Below are 19,659 nucleotides of genomic sequence, written 5' to 3'. Positions count from 1 at the left end.
AAAGGACTTTAAACAAAAGAAATTTGCCTATGAAAAGGTTTATGGAAAAAAGCTAACTTATAATTTTTCATATAATGATATTGCGGGATACACAAAAAAAGATAGACAAGAATAACTATTGTGTACATTCTTACCTATCTGTTTATTTTTCATCATAAAGTTGTCTTACCATCTCAATATCAATCGGCTGAATTGTATAAACAGTTGTCGATGGATCAACAACAGAATTCATTACGGATGGTTGACTATCAATGTGCATCAACCCAATCGAGTGACCTAATTCATGTTCAATTACGGCCATAGTAATATAATTACTTACTTTTTGAGTAAAATAGTCATTGATTCTAATTTCAGATCTATGCTCATTTCTATTGCGACGATTAGTATATGTTATTTCCTTTCCGGCCCAACTTGTATCACCGTAATTAGCATTATGTATATATACATATGCATTTTTAGAATCAGTTGTTTCTTTAAACTTAATTACACCTGTTTTATTCCACGCTTCTATTGCAGCTAAAGTAGCCTGATAATCTTTATCATTATTAATAGCAATATAATATGTTGCTTCTGGAACCTGATGATTTTGAGTTATAAGCTTTCTTTTAGCATTCTCAGTTGAACTTTTTACGTCAACTTTTAAAAGATTTTTAGACTTTTTGGCTTTTGAAGTTTTTTTGCGCTTTTTAGTCTTCTTATTCGCCTTTGTCTTTCTTTTAGCTCGTTTATGTGTGCTCTTTTTATGACTAGCCGCTTCAACTTCAGGATGACCTAAGTTTGGAGTCTCAATTAATCCACCACCAATCCCTAAAAGCATGGAGGCAACGAGTAACTTTTTCAAAAAACTATTTACTATTTGCATTGTATCACCTATCTATATACATATAATTATCACAAAAATAGGTGTTAAGTCAATGCAGTTATTGCTTACACAAGACATAAACGATTAAGATATTAAAAAAGCACTTGAATTTTCAAATGCTTTTACAATTTTATTCTTCTATTATTAATAATTAATATCCACTTGGGAGATTCATATCAATTGTTTGTGCTTTAAATCTAGCAGTTTCGGCATCTGTTTCAAATTCATTTTCAATTGAAACTTCTTGAATTTCTTTAAGGGCTAATCTTACAATTCCGACTGCAGCTAAGCTGGCGCCAAGGATTAAGAATTTAGTCATAATGTACACCTCATTTGCTAATCTATATCTGACTTTTTCTTTATGTATATAAAATATCATCAATATAGTTGTTAGTAAATGTAAATGCTTTTACCTTAAAATATTCTTAAAACTTTTCTTATTGCAAACTTAACTCGTATGCCAATCTATCAGGATCTTTTTCATCATCGCATTGTATAACACCGCGGTACTCAAAACCGTTATGCTCAGCTAAAGTTTGCATTGGAACATTCAAACGATGAGTATCAACCCTAAAATTTTTAATTCCATTCGCATATTTTAAAGTAATAATATTAGAAATAAATATCTTTGCTAATCCTTGGCCTTGATAATTTGAAGAAAAGCAAATTCTATGGATAGTTGCATACTCATCTTGTTCATTCTTCCAACTACCATTAATCTTTACATATGTAGGTTCAATTCCTTCAATGACAGCTGCATAACCTGCTATTTGATCTCCAGCCATAAAAACATAGCCATTTTTATTTTTAATATCTTCTTTAATACTATTTTTATTTGGATAACCATTTTGCCATTGAGTTGAGCCGGATCTCTTCAAAAAGTCCTTTGCTTCTTCAACAATCAACATAATTTTTGATATATCATCTTGCGTAGCTAAACGAGTAAATTTTTGCATAATTTTCACCTATTTACTTATATTTAGTATTAATCAAAGTATAACTCATTCTAGCCATTTTATTATGTATTTAATTTCTAATTGAAGTTTAAATTTTACCTTTGATAATTAAAAAACACTAAATATTGCACATTAATTATTCTATTTTTCCTTCACAGGATAATAATAGAAACATGAAACGATTTTTTAAATTCCTATTTATATCAATAATCATTATTGGCTTAGGTATATATTTTTTACCCGAGAAATTCAATATATTAAAAAACGGCGATATTGTGCTTCAGCCCGCACAAATAAGCGATTATCCCAAAACAGAAACTAAATTAGCTGGAAGAAAAGATTTTCCTATTTATCGCAACATTTCAAAAAACGGTGGTATAAATGCTTTTTCTTCAACAAAATATTTCAAAACCGGCTTACTTCAATCACAAAGATTTGCTAAAACCAAACAAGGAATATTTGATGAATTATATGTGAATGGTCGAAAAGTCGGCTGGGTAAATCAGAAATTTTTCTTACGGAATGAAATATCAGTAGCAAAGCATATTTCATTGGTTAGAAATCCTTATTATAATTTTCCAACCCAAGATGCGATTGCCTATCTAGTAAACAAAAATGGAACTTTAATTAATCCAAATCAAGTGAAAGTTTCGCAATCCCAAATCAGTTCGGCCGAACCTGGTAATTATAGAATTTCTTTTCATTATAAAAATCTAGTGACCTATGCTCATGTCCAAGTTAGAAACAACCTAAATGAAGGTATCACTGTCGCAGATAAAATTCCTATTCCTGGACCGAAAGAAAGCAAAAGTTTTACGGGTAGCTCTCGCTCTTCTTCAAAAAATTGGAATTATGAAAATGGTTATCAACCTGAAACTGAAATCAATAAATATAATGGGAATAATTCTCATACGATGAAAACACGATTTTATCAACCACGTTTTCATTTGTTAGATTACTACGATAACAGCGAGTTAGATCAAGTTGGCGTTATCCCAGAAGGTATAAACTTATTTAATAATCACTTACTTGTTTCTTACTTTAGTCAGCCCAATTCAAGTCACGGACATTTAGTGACCTACAATTTAAACAAGTTAATCGATCCTATTCAAAGTCAAAACCTATTAACAATGAGTTGGACAGATTTTAAAAGGACATCCCAAAATATTTCGGTTTCACCATATCTAAATTTAGGTCATGGCCAATCACTTGGAATGACTAAAAAATATATCTACGTTTTAGCAAACGATAATAAAGAAGCAAATTCTGCTAATTCAGAAATACTTCTTCAAATTTCTCGCAAAAATTATCAGATAAAGCATTTATGGACGCTGAAAGTATGGAATCATTCAAGCTACTTCCCACGTTATTTTCATAACGCATATATAATTAACAGTCACTTAATGTATGCAGTTTTTCATAATGCTAGCAAAACTAGTTATGAATATTGGCGTTTAACTCGTCAAGGTAATTCCTGGACTCCGACCGAAATTTCTGCAACACAATCTAATTTCGTTAATAATCAATCACCTCTTCAAGGATTTACCTATGCCAATAACCATTTCTTTTTAGCTTTCAATGATAATTTATTTATGGTAAATCGTTCCGGAAAAGTTTTAAAGCATTATCACTTCCACACTCTAAGAGAAACTGAAGGCGTCGCAATTAGAAAAAATCAACCATATATTGAATTAGCTCGTAGACCTGAGTTATTAAAAGTAAACTAAAAAAGATTAACCTCTCTCGTTCAATTGAGGTTAATCTTTTATTTTTTATCAAAATTATTATTAATTAAAGTACGTTCTTCACATCTTCAATAATTTGATCAACTGTCAAATGATTTTCTTTGTAAATTTCTTCAAGTGGAACTTGATCAGTATACGTTCTCTTTTGACCAAAGTTCAAAACTTTAGTCTTTGCACCTAAGTAGCTGGCAACTTTTTCACCAAAACCACCATCAAGAGCGTTATCTTCTAAGGTTACAACTACATCATGATCAGCAGCTAATTTATCGAGAGTTTCTTTATCTAAAATATTGGCAGAAATAGGATTTACCAAAGTAGCACCAAGTTTATCTGCTACCTTTTCACCAAGACCATAGAAGTCACCTAAGCCAATAACCGCAACTTTTTTACCGGGCTTAATTTGATACTTAATTTCATCAAAGTTTGCTTCAACAGAATCTCCTTCTGGAACTGGCTTAGTTGGCATTTTAATTGCTACAGGATGCTTGCCTTGCTTAATTGCCCACTCAAGCATTGCCTTTTCTTCACTCAAAGTTGTTGGAGCTAAATAAATCCAGTTAGGCAAATTAGAAATCATCACTTGATCAAAAATACCCAAGTGAGTCTTTGAAGTTCCAGAGATACCACCATTGCCCACCATCATCACAACTGGCAAATCATTTGCGGCAACATCATGTGATAATTGGTCAAATGCACGTTGTAAGAATGTTGAATTTTCAAATAAAACTGGAACTGCGCCTTCCTTGGCGAAACCGGCAGCAAAGGCAACAGATTCCTGTTCAGCAATACCCACATCAGTGTAATGGTCTGGATATTCATTCTTTATCTTATCAAGGCCAAATACACCTGGAATAGCGGCATTAATTGCCATGATATTTTCGCCATTATTAATATGCTTAATAATTTCATCTAAAGCAACAGAGTTGGCAGTTGGTCCTTCAGTTGCGGGAACTGTTGTCTTATCAGTTTTAAGATCAAAAGGCATTACCCAGTGGTGAGCCTCTTCATTATCAATAGCAGGTTGGTAGCCTTTACCTTTCAAAGTATTAATGTGAAGCAAAATTGGATGATCAACGTCTTTTACAGCTTTGAAGGCTTCAATCATATCTTCAATATTATTACCGTCAGCAACATAACGATAATCAAAACCCACTGCAGTAAATGGATTTTCCTTTGTTTCGCCATTTGAATCACGTAATTTCTTCAAAGCAGTAACAAGACCACCAACGTTTTCATCAATTGACATTTGGTTGTCATTTACAACAACGACAAGATTATGCTTTTCAATAGCGGCATTGTTTAAGCCTTCAAAAGCCAATCCACCTGTCATTGACCCGTCACCGATTAAAGCCATAATATTTTCATGGTTACCCATCAAATCACGTGCCTTAGCCATCCCTGTTGCTAAAGCAATTGAAGTTGAGGTGTGACCAACTGCGTAATAATCATATGGACTTTCATCAGGATTGCTGTATGGAGTTACATCTTCATAATGATCTGGATCAAGCCAAGCCAAAGCTCTGCCCGTCAACATCTTATGAGGATAAGTTTGGTGAGAAACGTCCCAAACAATCTTATCCTTAGGTGCATCAAAAACATAATGATAAGCAATAGTCGCTTCAACAATACCTAAATCTGGGCCCAAGTGACCACCTTCGGCGGCGTCTTTTTCAAGAATTAAAGTTCTAATTTCTTGAGCTAATTCCTTCATTTGGTCAAGATTTAACTTTTTTAAATCCTTTGGATCATTAACTTTATTAAGTAAAAATTCTGGATGCTTGTTCATAAGAAGCTCCTTCCAATTCATAATTTTTATTTATCGATTTTACGTACTTACTTATTGTAAATCAATTTTTTAAAAATTATAAATATTTAAACTTGAGACTTAACTATAACCAAAAGCTATAATATTATTATTCAAATTCTAATTAATGAAAGGTATTTATTATAATGAGAAAAACAATTTTATTCATCGCAATGAGCTTAGATGGTTATATTGCAGATGAAAATGGAAACGTCGATTGGCTTAACGGACAAAGTAAAGATAGTGAAAATGCCGATACTTATTCCGAATTTATAAAAAATATTGATACTGTTCTCATGGGATGGAATACCTATCATCAAATTATTACTGAACTTGCACCAAACAACTGGCCTTACGGTGATCTTTATTCTTATGTATTTACACATCACACCAAAAAATCTTCTAAAAATATTACTTTCACTAGTCAAGATCCTATAGCATTATTAAATAAATTAAAAAATAAAGATGGGAAAAATATTTGGATTTGTGGCGGAGCCAATCTTATTAATCAACTTTTGAAAGCTAATGTTATTGATAAATACTATATTTCTATCATTCCTACTCTTTTAGGGGATGGAATTAAGCTTTTTGACAAATTACCAGAAGAGAAAAAATTAACTTTAATTTCCACTAAAAATTACAATGGAATTGTTGAAGTAGTTTATGAACGCAGATAGGAAAAAGCAGTTGTTTTAACGAACAACTGCTTTTTTTGTTATATTTTAATTGCTAAAGCTTCATAAGGTCTCAAACTAATTTTCTCGTTTAAAGTATCACTATCTTGCTCATAGTTGCTTAGCAAAACCTGATACTTCTTACCCTGATATTCTTTTGGAAGTTCAGCCTCATGTTCTTTACCATAGAAATTAGTAAAGACGAGCAATTTTTCATCACTATCTTCTAAGAAGCGTTCATAAGCAAAAATTTGCGGATCATCTTTCAAGAACATCTTAATATGACCGTCAGAAATTAATGCTTCACTCTTACGCAACTTAATTAACTTTTGATAGTAATTAAAAATTTCACCATGATCAAGTTCATCTTTTACATTAATGCGATCTTGATCCATTGGCATTAGCCATGGCTTAACCGTACTGAAGCCAGCATATTCAGTATCATCCCAATGCATTGGCACACGAGAATTATCTCTAGCTTTTGTCTTAACAATATCAAAGGCTTCATCATCACTCATGCCTTTTTCCATCAATTCATTAAAGGCATTTTTAGCTTCAACATCAATATAATTATCCATTGAAGCATAATTGGGATCAATCATTCCCAGTTCTTCACCCATGTAAATATATGGTGTTCCCCGCATAAAGTGGGTTGCAGTAGCGAGCATTTCAGCTGATTTTTCACGATATTTGCCAGTATTACCAAAACGAGTTAAAGCCCAAGGTTGATCATGGTTATTCCAGAACAAGGCATTCCAACCACCACCTTGATCCATTTTTTCTTGCCATTCAGTGAAAAGCTGCTTTAACTTCATAAAATCAAATGGCATCTTTGACCATTTTTCACCATTCTTATAATCCACTTTTAAATGATGGAAAGTAAAGACCATCGATAATTCATGTTCACTTGGCTTAGAATATTCAATTGAATTAGGAATAGTTGTTGATGACATTTCACCAACCGTTACGCTATCTGGATCTTGACCAAAACTTGCAGCATTCATTTCTTTCAAATATTCATGAACAACTGGCGTATCCGTATAAAGTTTCTTTTCTTCAATTGGGTCCGTCGAATCAACCAACTTTTCGGATTTACCAGTTACATTGATTACATCAAATCTGAAGCCTTGTACGCCTTTTGAACGCCAGAAATTAATTACTTTAAATAATTCTTTTCTAACTTCAGGGTTATGCCAATCAAGATCGGCTTGAGAAGGATCATAAAGGTGCAAGTAATAATAATCAGTATCACCAAATTTTGCCCAAGCCGGACCACCAAACTTGCTTTGCCAATTGTTAGGTAAACTGCCGTCTGCTTTAGCCTTTCTTAAGTAGAAAAATTTACGGTATTTTTCATCGCCGGCTAAAGCCTTTTGGAACCATTCATTATCAGTTGAACAGTGATTTAAAACCATATCCAGCATTACGCCAACATGAATTTCTTTAAGTTTTTTAACAAGTTCTTCAAAGTCGTCCATTGTGCCAAAACGAGGGTCTATTTCGTAATAATTGGCAATATCATAACCATTGTCTCTTTGTGGTGATACAAAAAATGGATTGAACCAAATCATATCAACATTAAGTTTCTTGATATAATCAATCTTTTGAATAATACCAGGAATATCACCGATTCCGTCACCATTTGAATCATAAAAAGACTTTGGATAAATTTGGTAGATAACTTTCTTGCCTAAATCTGTCATCGTTTTTTTCTCCTATAACTTAATCTTTTGTCTTCTAGCAAAATCAGTAAACTTAAATTTTTGTGGATTATGGAAAGACAAAGTTAACTGAAATAAAGTCGTATCACTTAAGAAATTATGACTAGCAACTAATACAGCTAAACTATCATCAAGCTGAAGCAATTTTTGAAAATCATTATTAATCTTTTCCACCGTAATTACCTTAGTGGCGTATGAAATATCTAATTTCAATTCATTTTCAATGTAATCATAGATAGATCTTTCTGCAGCTTCCTTTGGCAAATCATTAATTGGCGGAGTAAATAAATAGTCACAATCAAGCACGGCTGGCTCATCATTAACCATTCGCAATCTTTCAAGATAGAATCCAGCTTGCTTTTTTTGTTCAGGGAATTTTTCTTTAAAAAGTTCTGGCATATCTGCCATTTTCTTTAAGGTTATCACCTTAGTTTGGGCATGCATCCCAAGCGACTTATTTAATTCAGCGAAACTAGAAATTCCTGAAATAGGAAAAGAATATTTTTCTAAATTTAATACTATAGATCCTTTTCCTCTAATCTTTTGAATTAAACCTAATGCTGTCAATTGATTCAAAGCCTTTCGTACAGTCTCACGCGAGGAACCATATAAAGTAGTTAATTGACTCTCACTTGGAAGGAATTCGCCTGCTTTAAATTGATGATGTTGAATTTTCGCTGCTATATCTTGAGCGATAATATCGGACTTTGATTCAGCCATAATATCTTTCCTTTCTTAACACGACTTTATTATATTCATATTTGTCTAGACAAGTAAAGAGAAAATTTAAATTATTATTTTATAGCGAATGTAACCTTTTTCAAAAAATATATTGACAACATGTATAGACAAGTTTAATATAATTGGTGAATCGAATGAAAACGCTTTATAGGAGAAAAAGCTATGACAGAGAAAAACGAAATTTCAGTTCTTGCTCCTGCAAATGGCGAAGTTATTGCCTTGAGCAAGACAAGTGATCCAATTTTTAGTAAAGGAACTATGGGTCAAGGCTTTGGTCTTACCCCTTCCGATGGTGAAGTTGTTGCTCCAGTTAGCGGTAAAATTTCAATGATTGCCGAAACAAAACATGCAATTGGAATTACCACTGACGAAGGACTTGAAGTTTTAGTTCACATGGGTGTCGACACCGTTGGCCTTAAGGGTGAACCGTTCGAAGTTTTAGTAAAGAACGATTCATATGTTGAAGCTGGTCAAGACATTGCTACTATGGATCTTGATTTTATTAAAAGTAAAAATCTTGATACAACAATCATGGTTTTAATTACTAACTCTAATGATAAAATTGATGGATTAGATGTTAGCGAAGGCCCAGCAAAAACTGGTGATGTTGTTGCTCACGCTTATTTAAAGACAGCTGAAGAAGCTGATCCAAGTAAGAAACTTTCATATGATGAACTTGCAACATTTATTATTAAAAATGTTGGTGGCAAAGAAAATATCAATAATTTAGTTCACTGTATTACTCGTCTTCGCTTCTATCTAAAGGATGAAAGCAAGGCCAACGACGATATTCTTAAGAATCAGCGTGGAATCTTAGATGTTATGCATGCTGGCGGTCAATATCAAGTTGTTATCGGCAATGAAGTTACTAACGTATTTGATGCTGTAATGAAGCAATTGCCAGAATTAAGAGATAGTGATGCGCCTCAACCAACTAATAATGAAAATGATAATCGCAATCCAATTTCTAAAGCATTTGGTAATTTGATTGGTTTTATTACCGGGTCAATGAGTCCAGTCATTGGTGTAATTGCTGCTTCAGGTATTATCAAAGGTCTTTTGGCATTATTAACTTTGCCTCAACTAGGTGCTTTGCTTAATGTAAAAAGTCCTATTTATATCACTGTTAGTGCAATGGCTGATTCAGCATTCTTCTTCCTTCCTGTAATTGTTGGATTTAGTGCTGCTAAACGGTTAAATAGCGATCCAATTATCGCAGCTGTAATCGGGGGCTTCCTTACCTACTCAAATGATTACTTGGGGACAAGGATTCAAGACAATGTTTAGCCTAGGTTCTTGGAATTTCCAATTCCTAAACTACAGCTATTCAATCTTCCCAATGATCTTAGCCGCATGGCTTGCCGCTAAATGTGAGCAATGGCTTAAGAAGGTTTTACCAAGTTACTTGCAAATGATTTTCGTTCCATTAATTACGATTTTAGTTGTTTCAACAATTACTTTGGTAATTACAGGTCCAGTTATTCAAGGCGCAGCTAACGGAATTGCTGTCTTCATTAACTGGTTAGTATCAGCTTCTGGCTGGGTTGGTGGTCTTATCATTGGTGCTTTCTACCAATTATTGGTTATCTTCGGTCTTCATTGGGGAGTGGTTCCTTTGGTCGCTCAACAAATTGCCGGAACAGGTCAAAGTGCATTGAACGCAATTATTTGCTCAACAATGGTTGCTCAAGGTGCAGCTGTATTGGCTGTTGCCGTTAAATCAAAGAAAGCTGACATGAAAGAATTAGGTATCGCAGCTGCAATTTCAGCATTCTGCGGTGTTACTGAGCCTGCTATTTACGGTATTAACTTAAGATACAAGAAGGTCTTTGCTTCAGGTTGTATCGGTTCAGCATTTGGTGGTCTTGTAACAGGCCTTATGCACGGAACAATGTTCGGCTTCACAGGTGGCTTAATCGGATTCTCAAGTTTCTTCAATCCTAAGAATCCAACTGATTTAAACAGTTTCTACGCCTTCCTCATTGCCAGTGCTGTTTCAATTGTTGTTGCCTTCATCGCAACTTGGGTATGGGGCTACAATGACAATATGACTATGGGCAAAAAAGTTGCTAAGAAACAACGCCCAGGTACTAAGTAAAATAATTTAAATATTAAAAAGGGTCTAGAGCAATTACTCTAGACCTTTTAGTTTATCTATTTTGTGAATATTTAGTTGCCCTACCATTTTCTATTTTTAAATTCAAGGTTTTTAGTGTCGCACTTTTATTAATCATAAAATTTTTTCTACTTATGCTAAGATGAAACTATAGTTTTATAAAAGTGGGCAAAAAAATAAAGCCAAACACCTTATTGTGCTTGACTCTATGTAGAAAAAAGAACTCAAATCAATCAAGATTTGAGTTCTATAAAAGCAACTGAATTTGTCAATGTCTTAACTTAATGACATTGTGATCAGGCTTTTCCTCTTTTTGCTTATTTACGTGTTTTGGACAACGTAATCTGCTAAGCTATCGTTCAATCGCTCAACAAATTCCAGTTGATCGCAGTTAAGGGTATCCTGCATGTGAAGACAGATTGTTCCTTTAGTTTTAGCATTGCTTGGCATCAATAAGTGATGACCAGTTTTACATGCGTCACTATCAATCTTTTCCGCAATTGGTACAGCCTTGATCAATACCTGAATGGCTCTCACCACTACAGGTGTTGAAATTACTAAATATCTTTTCCTAGAAAAGTGAGTTTTAACAATTGTACCTGGACGAAACTTTGTACTATCTATCATACTGTATCCTTTCTCAATCAGTGACATTGTGTCATGTTTTTATAAGTATAGCATGAAAGACGAATGAAACAAAAGAAAAAAGGCTTTATAGTAAGCCTTTTCATTAAAGATTTAATTCATATGCAATCCGGGATGGATCGATTGGATCATCGACTTGAATCGTTCCGCGTTCGACAAAACCATTACTGATGGCTAAGTGTTGCATGACGGCATTCTTTTTAAAAGTATCAATTCTAAAATTATGAATGCCGTTAGCCGCTTGAAGTGAAATCATATTGGAGAAGAAAAAGTTAGCTAAGTGCAGCCCGCGATAATGACTACTCAAAGCCATACGGTGAATCGTCATATAAGGATCTTGCTCATTTGTCCACGCACCATCGATCACTTGATAAGTCGGTTCAATTCCAGCAATGGCAGCTGCATAACCTGCCACCTGGTGATCAACGCATAAATCATAACCTACTTCTGCCGCAATACCAGCAGCGATCGTTTCAATATTTGGATAATCACTTTGCCATTGGGGACTACCTGTTTCTTTCAAGAATTTTTTGGCATCAGCAATGATCGGCATGATCTGATCAAGATCATTTTTAATAGCTTTTCTAACGTAGATTAATATTTATTTTCTCCATTCATGTCTAATTTAGTTTCTATTGTATATGGCCAAATTTAGATTTTAACACTTGAATGATTTTTCAATTTGAAAGTTAAAGAATCTAATCAAAAATAAAAGTCAAATAACTTATGGTACTTGACTTTACGTAGAAAAAGAGATCGAATCCAAATAATTCGATCTCTAAAAGTGACTTTTACTTGTTAATGTCTTAACTTAATGACATTGTTATGACCTCTCTTTTTTTTATTTATATTTCAATTAATATATTTATTTCCACCATAACTTAATTAGTGCTTGAGTACCGTCATTACCCAAACCTTTTTCATCAACTAATTCTTCATAAAGTTGTTTAGCAAGTTTAGTCGCTGGTAAATCGATTTTCATTTCATCAGCTTCTTCAAGAGCAATACGTAAATCTTTCAAAAAGTGCTTAGCAAAAAAGCCTGGCGTATAATCATTCTTTAAAATACGTGGACCATAACTACCTAAACTAAAGTTTTCCGCAGCGCCACCTTGCAAAGTATGACAGATTTGCTCTAAATCTAAATTAGCTTTTTTCGCGTAAACAAGCATTTCAGTCATGCCTGTCATTGTTCCGGCAATCATAATTTGATTAGCCATTTTGGCATTTTGACCACTACCATAGTCGCCAAAGTAATTAACTTCCTTACTAAAATCAGAGAAAATATCCGTCAATTGCTTGAGATCAGATTCTTTTCCACCAACAAAAACAGTTAAAGTGCCCTTTTTTGCGCCAATATCGCCACCCGAAACTGGCGCATCTAAAATGTGAATACCATTCTTTTCACCAAATTCACCAATTTTTTTAGCTAAGCTTGGCTTGCTAGTTGTCATATCAATCAAATATTGACCAGAATGTGCGGTCTTAAACAAACCATTTTCACCAAAATAAACTTCTTCAACATCTTGAGGAAAACCGACCATTGTAAAGACAACATCGGCTTTTTCGGCTATCTTCATGGGTGAATCAACCCATTTTGCGCCCTTATCAATAACTTTTTGCGCATGAGCTTTAGTACGATTAAAAACGTAAACTTCCTTCTTATGCTTTAACAAATTTTCAATCACACCTGACCCCATCACGCCAGTGCCAATAAATCCTATTTTCATAATTTTTCCTTCTATATTAATATGGCCAATCTTTAATTCGATCAGCCTCAGTTAACTTACGAACGGCTCTTGCTGGAACACCTAAAACAAGTGAATTTGCTGGCATATCTCTAGTAACAACTGCTCCTGCTCCGATTACACAGCCATCACCAATTGTTACTCCTGAGCAAATCGTAACATTACTTGCAAGCCAGCAATTATTACCGATTTTTATCGGCGCACCATATTCAATATCTGCAAACTTACCATCTTTTTGCATTCTAGCATTTCTTTGTTCAGCAAGAAGTGGATGAAGTGGTGTAGCTAAAGTAACATTTGGACCACACATTACATTATCGCCAATTGTAACAGGACAAGTATCTAGAACTGTGAAATTAAAGTTAGCATAAAAATTATTACCTAATTTAGTAAATTGACCGTAATCGATTTGAATTGGTCCTTGCAAATATACACCCCTCCCATGCTCAGGAAAAAGGCGATCAATAATTGCGTTACGCTCTTCTTTATCAGTATCAGCGAGCATATTATAATCTCGACAAAGACGATGAGCTAATCTTGAAATTTTACATAATTCTTCGGTATCAGGGCGATAAGGCTTTCCCGCTAACATATTTTTAGTATTTTCTTCCATTGTATTACCTCTCAGTGTTTACGCTTACATATATGGTTATTATACCGAAAAAAGAGTTGTCTATTCATTGATTTCATACGAAAATTAACAAACATTTAACTAAAGAAATTATCAAAAATTGAGCTAATTATTTAATTATATCCTCCGCTTTTGCTATACTAACTATTAAAATGACAACCATTAATAAGGAGGGACATATAATGAAAGTTACTTTTAAAGGAAAAACTACTGAATTAATCGGTGATCCAGCTAACGTTAATGATCAATTTGATGATTTTTACGTAATTAATAAAGAAAATAAACGTGTAGATTCCAAAGATTTACACGGAAAGCCAACTCTAATAAGTGTAGTTCCTGACATTGATACGTCTGTATGTAGTATTCAAACTAAAAAATTTAATCAAAAGATGGATGAATACCCTGGCGTCAATTTTTTGACGATCTCTACTAATACAGTTGCAGAACAACAAAATTGGTGCGCTGCAGAAAACGTAAAGAACATGCAACTTGTTTCTGATACTGAAGGTTCTTTTGGAAAAACTAGCAAGTTATTAATTCCAACAATGGGAATCTTAGCCCGCTCAGTTTGGGTCCTAGACAAGAATGGTAAAATTGTTTATCGACAAATTGTAGACGAAATTACCGATGAGCCTGATTATGAAAAGGCCTTAGATCAATTAAAAGAACTAAATTAAAAAATATATTGAAGATGAGATTTACTGATATCTTATCTTTTTTATTTAAATTAATGTATTTTAGATTTAGTAACCCATCATTAAGATCTGAATTTTATTATAGCAAAACAAAAAGCATAGATCTGTTAAGACCTATGCTTTTATAAATATAGGGCGGAATATGGGATTCGAACCCATGTATGCCGGATCCACAAACCGGTGTGTTAACCCCTTCACCAATTCCGCCATCACGCGAACATATCTATTATAATAAATATATCCGCACAAAGCTAGTAATTTTTTAAAATAATAAATTTAATTTTGATACCGATAACATTTAAGATATACTTGTAAACCGCTTACACAATTAGGATAATCATACTTGAGAATAATAAATATTTACAAGGAGGACATTTGTATGACACCTTGGTGGAAAAAAGCTGCTGTTTATCAAGTTTATCCAAAATCTTTTCAAGACAGTAACGGTGACGGTATTGGCGATCTTAAAGGTATCACTTCACGTTTAGGATATTTAGAAAAACTAGGTATTGATGCCATTTGGCTTTCCCCCGTCTATCAATCACCCCAAATTGATAACGGTTATGATATTTCAGACTATGAAGCTATTGATCCTCAATATGGCACAATGGCTGATATGGAAGAGCTGATTTCTGAAGCTAAAAAACATCATATTCGAATTGTAATGGATCTAGTTGTTAACCATACGTCTGATCAACATAAATGGTTTGTAGAATCTCGCAAGAGCAAGGACAATCCGTATCGTGATTATTATATTTGGCGTGATCCTGTTAATGGGCATGAACCTAATAATTTAAAGTCTGCCTTTTCTGGTTCAGCTTGGAAATTTGACGAAGAAACTGGTCAATATTACTTACACTTTTTTGCTGACCAACAGCCCGATTTGAATTGGCAAAATCCTGAACTTCGTCACAAAATTTACGATATGATGAATTTTTGGATTAATAAAGGTATTGGCGGCTTTCGAATGGACGTTATTGAATTAATTGGTAAAGAGCCTGACAAGGGAATCCGTGAAAATGGCCCAATGCTTCATCCTTACCTTCAAGAAATGAATAGAAATACTTTTGGAGACAAAGTTTTAATGACAGTCGGCGAAACATGGAATGCCACGCCAAAGATTGCTGAAGAATATTCAGATCCTGATCGTCATGAGTTATCTATGGTTTTCCAATTCGAAAATCAATCATTGGACCAACAACCTGGTAAAGAAAAATGGGATTTGCGTAAACTGGATTTAGGTAAATTAAAGAAAGTATTAGTAAAATGGCAAACCCAAATTGATTTTGATCATGCTTGGAATAGTCTTTTCTGGGAAAATCATGATATTCCCCGCGTAATTTCACGCTGGGGTAATGATAAAGAATATAGAGTGCAATGTGCTAAAATGTTTGCAATTGTTCTTCACTTAATGCATGGTACTCCTTATATTTATAACGGCGAAGAAATTGGTATGACTAATTGTCCTGTAAAAGATATTAATGAAGTAGAAGATATCGAAAGTATTAATATGTACAATGAACGTATTAAACTAGGCTACACTAAGGAAGAATTAATTCACTCTATTAACGTTAAAGGACGGGACAATGCCCGCAGACCTATTCAATGGAACGATAAGGAAAATGCGGGCTTTACCACTGGTAACCCATGGCTTAAAGTAAACCATAATTATAAAGAAATTAACGTTGAAGCCGCATTAAAAGACTCTAATTCAATTTTCTACGCTTATCAAAAACTGATAAAATTGCGACATGAGAATGATATTGTTGTTGACGGAGATTTTGAATTAGTTCCTAATATTGGCGACGCAGTTTTGGCTTATTACCGTAAGCTCAATGATCAAAAATGGTTAGTTGTCGCAAATTTATCCGGCGAAAATCAACACTTCTCTTCTAATGATAAAGTTGAAACAGAACTTATCAGCAATTATGATACACATGACAATTTAAAAAATATTGATTTAAAACCTTATGAGGCTTTTGCTGTTGTTATTAAATAGTATATGAAGCAATTTATTTTACTTTTTAAGAGCTCACAATGTATAATCAAATAAACAACAGATAAATGTAGAAAGGGAAATTAATCCTATGAAAAAATTAGATTCAACAAAACTTACGGAAGAACAACAAGAATTTTTCGCTACTCATTTAGCCTTCTTAGCAACTGTAGATAAAGACGGTATGCCACAAGTTGGTCCTAAGCAATCAATGAAGGTTCAAGATGAAAGTCACTTAACTTACCTTGAAAAGACTCAAGCACATGCTTTTGAAAACATCAAGAATGGTTCAAAAGTTGCGGTTGTAGTTGCTGACAAGCCTTCACATACTAATGTACGTGTAATCGGTACTGCAGAAGTTCATGATAAAGATGAAAACGGCTGGTACCCTGTTACCATTACAGTTGAGGAAATTGATGAATAGTTAAATTCAATCAAAAAAGCATCCCGTTTGGGATGCTTTTTCTTTATATATTATTTATATATTGAATCAACGCCACGATCTTTGCTCTCATCATAACGGTCATTAACAATTTTATCATCTAACTTTTTACCTACAAATAAAGCAAAAAGACTAACAAACAACGCACCAGCACTTAATTTAGCAAATTTTTTCATATAAAATTCCTCAAATTTTGTTATGCAAAATATATAATTAATTCAACGCATTAAAAACATATTCTTTAGGATAGAATTTCATTCTATATGCACGATATACATAAGTTTTATTCTCTACACTATTATACGTAGTCATATTGAAAACTTGTTTACCGTTTTTATCTACCTCAATAATATTACTCTGATTTCCATTATCTTTAAATCCAAAATCGATTAAAGTATTTCCATTAGCTAATCTTTGTGCATAACCAATTACGGCTGTAAAATTAGCTGCACCCAAAGATTTACCATAGCTCCAGACTTCTTTAATAGATTTCTTAGAAGTATTAATTTCATATTCCGTGGCAACAGAAAACTTTTTACTTTGTGCCTTATCTCCATTAGTAACAGCAATATTATTATCATAAAGCAGAACTCTCATTGTTGAACCTTTTTTGCTTAATATATAAACACCATGCTGTCCACCTGGATATTTAGTTCCAGAAGTTGGCTTTAATAAATATTTTCGATACGAAGATGGCCATTTTGAAGCTGGCTTATTAGTAAATATCCAATTTAACTTATTAGTCTTATAATTCATTGACCAAATCATATCTTGATTACGAGCTGAAAATAAAACATTATTAGTTTCCGGATCATAGTCTATAGAATTTATATGTAACCAATCCATTAATCCTAAACCTGACGTTGCTTGATCAGCGGCCTTTATAGTACTTTTGGCATACATATCTGAAGGAAAAATCTTCTTAAAATCAATAACTTTTTCAATTTTTCCAGTATTAGGATTTAATTCAGCGATCGTATCTTCAACATATTTGCTTCCATCATTAACAGTTAACAACCAATTACCGTTTGGCATTTCTGCTACATCGTGGTGAACCATTGATACCCCAGCGGTTCCATAATAGCTCCCGCCTAAGTTTTTATCAAATTTATATTGATGATAAATTCTTCCTAGATAATCTGTTTCAACTAACATATTATACTTAGAATCTCCACTTTTAATTTTATTAAAAAGCAAGATATGTCCATTTTTCAACTGTTCAAAAATATGCTCATTCCAACGTAAATAATACCAACGAACTTGGCCATCAGCATCAACTGCGAAAGTCTGCTTAGTCGTTCTATTTAAAACAGTAAGTTCATTATCTCCGATGTTCATCTTAGACTTATCATTTTTCGATACTGAAATCTTGGTAGTTTTTATCCAACGAGGCAAATTAATTGTTTTTATTTTTACAGTTTTAACTTGTTGATTACCATTTTGATCGGTCATGGTGATTTTTACATCATTATCGTACCCTGCATACAATCCAACAATAGGTATTTGATGATCAGTCTGATAGCCTGAAACCGTATTTTTAATCGATGTATTTGCCGTTTTTCCAACTACTTCATAAGAAATTTCAGTTGGTGTATCAGTATGAAAAATCATTAGGGCTGTTAAAGGAGAATTTTCATAAGGATTTACTTTTATGTAAGGATTCTCCCATGTATAATTTCTTTCTTTAACAATATCCGCATATTTTTGTGTCAATTTATCGTTTTCAGTATTTGAAACAGCTTGAACACCCAAATTTTTTATAATTTGCTTATCACTAAGCTTCGTCTTTTTAGCATTATTATTTTTCTCAGCTAAAACAGTCTGTGAACGATTCGGAAAAATCGTTATGCAAGAAGTTCCCAAAGTTACAGCTGCTACTAAAGTAATAATATTTTTTCTTTTTTTCAAGATTCTCTCCTTTCAAGCGTTTTCATATATTTTATATAAAAAATATAGTTGATCGCAAAATTGTAGCACCTCATTAACAAAAACTTAATAAGATTTATTGAATAATCATATCTACACTAAGTTTTCTTTTTAGCTTCATCATCACTCAATAACGAAAATCTAAAAAAGATTGGCATCGTAACTAATAAAAAACTGGGAGCAGCCATTAAAACTACAAACATAAAACCCTACAAATTCAAACTTACCAAGGATATGCATTTCTAATGCAAAAACAGCAAGCCTTTAACCAGCTTGCTGTTTTTATATGGATATTAATATACAGGTCGATCTGAACCTTGGGTTGTCAGATCAGCTATACCAACACTATCGTTTTTAAGATAATCTGGATTTTCAATAATCTTAACAACTACATCAGCCATGCTTTTACGAGAGCCAGAAACACCGACGTATTCTTCATCTTTATGAGTAATCGTATAATTTAAATCGTTACGATCATTAAGCCATGGAAGACGCAAAGTTGTATAATCAATGCCTGATTCTTCAAGAAGCTTATCAGCATTTCTGGCCGTTCTAAGACCAGCCTCCCCAATCATTTCAGCATTCCAACGACCGAATTCATTAGGAACTTCATCGTAAATGCCTAAAACATTACATTCAATAATTCTTTTAACTCCGTTAGTTTTAGCACCAGCAATTACATTCTTAGTAATAGTATTTTGTGATTCATGATCAACAACACCAATAAAAGCAATATCTTGATTCTTCATTGCATCACTAATTGCTTGAGTATCGTCTAAATTACCATCAACTAAAGTTACACGATCATTATTATTTGCAAGTTCAGCTAATCTTTGACTATTTCTTAAAAACAAAGTCAAATTAATATCTGGATCATTTGCCAATAAACGTTCTTCCACAAGTCTTGAAATCTGTCCATTTGCCGCAAAAATAATTACGTTTTTCATTTTATCACCTC

The 19,659-nt window shown here is 33.4% G+C and carries 18 protein-coding genes, 1 tRNA gene and 1 pseudogene; 6 read left to right on the top strand and 14 right to left on the bottom strand.

Annotation, left to right across the window (positions count from 1 at the left end):
* Positions 1–142 precede the first annotated feature (142 nt).
* The 3 genes from JCM6256_RS05790 to JCM6256_RS05780 all read right to left on the bottom strand — a co-directional run bounded on the left by JCM6256_RS05790 (position 143) and on the right by JCM6256_RS05780 (position 1,818).
* The gene (locus tag JCM6256_RS05790; RefSeq protein WP_025080812.1) at positions 143–862 is read right to left on the bottom strand and encodes a matrixin family metalloprotease; all 720 of its coding nucleotides are present in this window, start codon (positions 860–862) and stop codon (positions 143–145) included.
* A gap of 151 nt (positions 863–1,013) precedes the next feature.
* Positions 1,014–1,181 carry a hypothetical protein gene (locus JCM6256_RS10600; protein WP_155833166.1) on the bottom strand — a complete coding sequence of 56 codons (168 nt, stop codon included), beginning with the start codon at positions 1,179–1,181 and terminating at the stop codon, positions 1,014–1,016.
* 118 nt (positions 1,182–1,299) lie between these two features.
* Positions 1,300–1,818, bottom strand: coding sequence for a GNAT family N-acetyltransferase (locus JCM6256_RS05780; RefSeq protein ID WP_025080811.1), 519 nt, complete (start codon positions 1,816–1,818; stop codon positions 1,300–1,302).
* A 173-nt stretch (positions 1,819–1,991) separates the two neighbouring features.
* Here JCM6256_RS05780 and JCM6256_RS05775 point away from each other — a divergent pair, with 173 nt between their 5' ends.
* On the top strand, positions 1,992–3,545 hold the full coding sequence (locus JCM6256_RS05775) for an SH3-like domain-containing protein (protein ID WP_035438361.1): 1,554 nt from the start codon (positions 1,992–1,994) through the stop codon (positions 3,543–3,545).
* Positions 3,546–3,609: 64 nt separating this feature from the next.
* On the opposite strand, the gene JCM6256_RS05770 is transcribed toward JCM6256_RS05775, so the two are convergent.
* The gene (locus JCM6256_RS05770) at positions 3,610–5,349 is read right to left on the bottom strand and encodes a 1-deoxy-D-xylulose-5-phosphate synthase (RefSeq protein ID WP_025080809.1); all 1,740 of its coding nucleotides are present in this window, start codon (positions 5,347–5,349) and stop codon (positions 3,610–3,612) included.
* A 164-nt stretch (positions 5,350–5,513) separates the two neighbouring features.
* Here JCM6256_RS05770 and JCM6256_RS05765 point away from each other — a divergent pair, with 164 nt between their 5' ends.
* Positions 5,514–6,044, top strand: a complete 531-nt coding sequence (locus tag JCM6256_RS05765; RefSeq protein ID WP_025080808.1) for a dihydrofolate reductase family protein — start codon at positions 5,514–5,516, stop codon at positions 6,042–6,044.
* 38 nt (positions 6,045–6,082) lie between these two features.
* Here the strand turns inward: JCM6256_RS05765 and treC are convergent, their stop codons facing one another.
* Positions 6,083–7,744: an alpha,alpha-phosphotrehalase gene (gene treC, locus JCM6256_RS05760; protein ID WP_025080807.1), complete on the bottom strand. Its 1,662-nt coding sequence runs from the start codon at positions 7,742–7,744 to the stop codon at positions 6,083–6,085.
* Between the two features lie 12 nt (positions 7,745–7,756).
* Positions 7,757–8,482: a trehalose operon repressor gene (gene treR / locus JCM6256_RS05755; RefSeq protein ID WP_025080806.1), complete on the bottom strand. Its 726-nt coding sequence runs from the start codon at positions 8,480–8,482 to the stop codon at positions 7,757–7,759.
* Positions 8,483–8,665: 183 nt separating this feature from the next.
* Between treR and JCM6256_RS09900 the strand changes: the two are divergent.
* A pseudogene (locus JCM6256_RS09900) lies at positions 8,666–10,601 on the top strand (PTS sugar transporter subunit IIABC).
* Positions 10,602–10,940: 339 nt separating this feature from the next.
* Here the strand turns inward: JCM6256_RS09900 and JCM6256_RS05745 are convergent.
* From JCM6256_RS05745 to JCM6256_RS05730, 4 genes are all read right to left on the bottom strand, one after another.
* Positions 10,941–11,246: a hypothetical protein gene (locus tag JCM6256_RS05745; RefSeq protein WP_025080805.1), complete on the bottom strand. Its 306-nt coding sequence runs from the start codon at positions 11,244–11,246 to the stop codon at positions 10,941–10,943.
* Between the two features lie 103 nt (positions 11,247–11,349).
* On the bottom strand, positions 11,350–11,817 hold the full coding sequence (locus JCM6256_RS05740) for an N-acetyltransferase (protein WP_051545881.1): 468 nt from the start codon (positions 11,815–11,817) through the stop codon (positions 11,350–11,352).
* A 312-nt stretch (positions 11,818–12,129) separates the two neighbouring features.
* Positions 12,130–12,993 carry an NAD(P)-dependent oxidoreductase gene (locus JCM6256_RS05735; protein ID WP_025080803.1) on the bottom strand — a complete coding sequence of 288 codons (864 nt, stop codon included), beginning with the start codon at positions 12,991–12,993 and terminating at the stop codon, positions 12,130–12,132.
* Positions 12,994–13,009: 16 nt separating this feature from the next.
* On the bottom strand, positions 13,010–13,624 hold the full coding sequence (locus JCM6256_RS05730) for a sugar O-acetyltransferase (RefSeq protein ID WP_025080802.1): 615 nt from the start codon (positions 13,622–13,624) through the stop codon (positions 13,010–13,012).
* Between the two features lie 200 nt (positions 13,625–13,824).
* Between JCM6256_RS05730 and tpx the strand changes: the two genes are divergently transcribed.
* Positions 13,825–14,319: a thiol peroxidase gene (gene tpx, locus JCM6256_RS05725; protein WP_025080801.1), complete on the top strand. Its 495-nt coding sequence runs from the start codon at positions 13,825–13,827 to the stop codon at positions 14,317–14,319.
* A 152-nt stretch (positions 14,320–14,471) separates the two neighbouring features.
* Here tpx and JCM6256_RS05720 read toward each other — a convergent pair.
* Positions 14,472–14,544, bottom strand: a tRNA-His gene (locus tag JCM6256_RS05720).
* Between the two features lie 172 nt (positions 14,545–14,716).
* Here JCM6256_RS05720 and JCM6256_RS05715 point away from each other — a divergent pair.
* Entirely contained in the window at positions 14,717–16,336 is a 1,620-nt protein-coding gene (locus JCM6256_RS05715) for a glycoside hydrolase family 13 protein (protein ID WP_025080800.1), read from the top strand.
* Positions 16,337–16,424: 88 nt separating this feature from the next.
* Positions 16,425–16,757, top strand: a complete 333-nt coding sequence (locus JCM6256_RS05710; RefSeq protein ID WP_025080799.1) for a pyridoxamine 5'-phosphate oxidase family protein — start codon at positions 16,425–16,427, stop codon at positions 16,755–16,757.
* A 50-nt stretch (positions 16,758–16,807) separates the two neighbouring features.
* Here the strand turns inward: JCM6256_RS05710 and JCM6256_RS10695 are convergent, their stop codons facing one another.
* The 3 genes from JCM6256_RS10695 to JCM6256_RS05690 form a co-directional block, all read right to left on the bottom strand.
* Positions 16,808–16,951, bottom strand: a complete 144-nt coding sequence (locus tag JCM6256_RS10695; RefSeq protein WP_169787504.1) for a hypothetical protein — start codon at positions 16,949–16,951, stop codon at positions 16,808–16,810.
* A 37-nt stretch (positions 16,952–16,988) separates the two neighbouring features.
* On the bottom strand, positions 16,989–18,683 hold the full coding sequence (locus tag JCM6256_RS05700; protein WP_025080798.1) for an aryl-sulfate sulfotransferase: 1,695 nt from the start codon (positions 18,681–18,683) through the stop codon (positions 16,989–16,991).
* Between the two features lie 311 nt (positions 18,684–18,994).
* Positions 18,995–19,648, bottom strand: a complete 654-nt coding sequence (locus JCM6256_RS05690; protein ID WP_025080797.1) for an NAD(P)H-binding protein — start codon at positions 19,646–19,648, stop codon at positions 18,995–18,997.
* Positions 19,649–19,659: the final 11 nt, after the last annotated feature.

The organism is Lactobacillus hamsteri DSM 5661 = JCM 6256, assembly GCF_000615445.1.
In the GTDB taxonomy this organism is placed as follows: domain Bacteria; phylum Bacillota; class Bacilli; order Lactobacillales; family Lactobacillaceae; genus Lactobacillus; species Lactobacillus hamsteri.
The sequence above is the reverse complement of the archived record's forward strand: the minus strand, read 5'-3'. Positions and strand labels throughout refer to the sequence as shown.

What these genes read in the sequence shown, in the direction of transcription:
- JCM6256_RS05765 (WP_025080808.1), top strand. Translation starts at nt 5,514, where the DNA reads ATGAGAAAAACAATTTTATTCATCGCAATGAGCTTAGATGGTTATATT.
- JCM6256_RS10600 (WP_155833166.1), bottom strand. Translation starts at nt 1,181, where the DNA reads ATGACTAAATTCTTAATCCTTGGCGCCAGCTTAGCTGCAGTCGGAATT.
- JCM6256_RS05770 (WP_025080809.1), bottom strand. Translation starts at nt 5,349, where the DNA reads ATGAACAAGCATCCAGAATTTTTACTTAATAAAGTTAATGATCCAAAG.
- JCM6256_RS05780 (WP_025080811.1), bottom strand. Translation starts at nt 1,818, where the DNA reads ATGCAAAAATTTACTCGTTTAGCTACGCAAGATGATATATCAAAAATT.
- JCM6256_RS05740 (WP_051545881.1), bottom strand. Translation starts at nt 11,817, where the DNA reads ATGCCGATCATTGCTGATGCCAAAAAATTCTTGAAAGAAACAGGTAGT.
- JCM6256_RS05690 (WP_025080797.1), bottom strand. Translation starts at nt 19,648, where the DNA reads ATGAAAAACGTAATTATTTTTGCGGCAAATGGACAGATTTCAAGACTT.
- JCM6256_RS05745 (WP_025080805.1), bottom strand. Translation starts at nt 11,246, where the DNA reads ATGATAGATAGTACAAAGTTTCGTCCAGGTACAATTGTTAAAACTCAC.
- JCM6256_RS05730 (WP_025080802.1), bottom strand. Translation starts at nt 13,624, where the DNA reads ATGGAAGAAAATACTAAAAATATGTTAGCGGGAAAGCCTTATCGCCCT.
- JCM6256_RS05775 (WP_035438361.1), top strand. Translation starts at nt 1,992, where the DNA reads ATGAAACGATTTTTTAAATTCCTATTTATATCAATAATCATTATTGGC.
- treC (WP_025080807.1), bottom strand. Translation starts at nt 7,744, where the DNA reads ATGACAGATTTAGGCAAGAAAGTTATCTACCAAATTTATCCAAAGTCT.
- JCM6256_RS05790 (WP_025080812.1), bottom strand. Translation starts at nt 862, where the DNA reads ATGCAAATAGTAAATAGTTTTTTGAAAAAGTTACTCGTTGCCTCCATG.
- JCM6256_RS05735 (WP_025080803.1), bottom strand. Translation starts at nt 12,993, where the DNA reads ATGAAAATAGGATTTATTGGCACTGGCGTGATGGGGTCAGGTGTGATT.
- tpx (WP_025080801.1), top strand. Translation starts at nt 13,825, where the DNA reads ATGAAAGTTACTTTTAAAGGAAAAACTACTGAATTAATCGGTGATCCA.
- JCM6256_RS05710 (WP_025080799.1), top strand. Translation starts at nt 16,425, where the DNA reads ATGAAAAAATTAGATTCAACAAAACTTACGGAAGAACAACAAGAATTT.
- JCM6256_RS05715 (WP_025080800.1), top strand. Translation starts at nt 14,717, where the DNA reads ATGACACCTTGGTGGAAAAAAGCTGCTGTTTATCAAGTTTATCCAAAA.
- treR (WP_025080806.1), bottom strand. Translation starts at nt 8,482, where the DNA reads ATGGCTGAATCAAAGTCCGATATTATCGCTCAAGATATAGCAGCGAAA.
- JCM6256_RS10695 (WP_169787504.1), bottom strand. Translation starts at nt 16,951, where the DNA reads ATGAAAAAATTTGCTAAATTAAGTGCTGGTGCGTTGTTTGTTAGTCTT.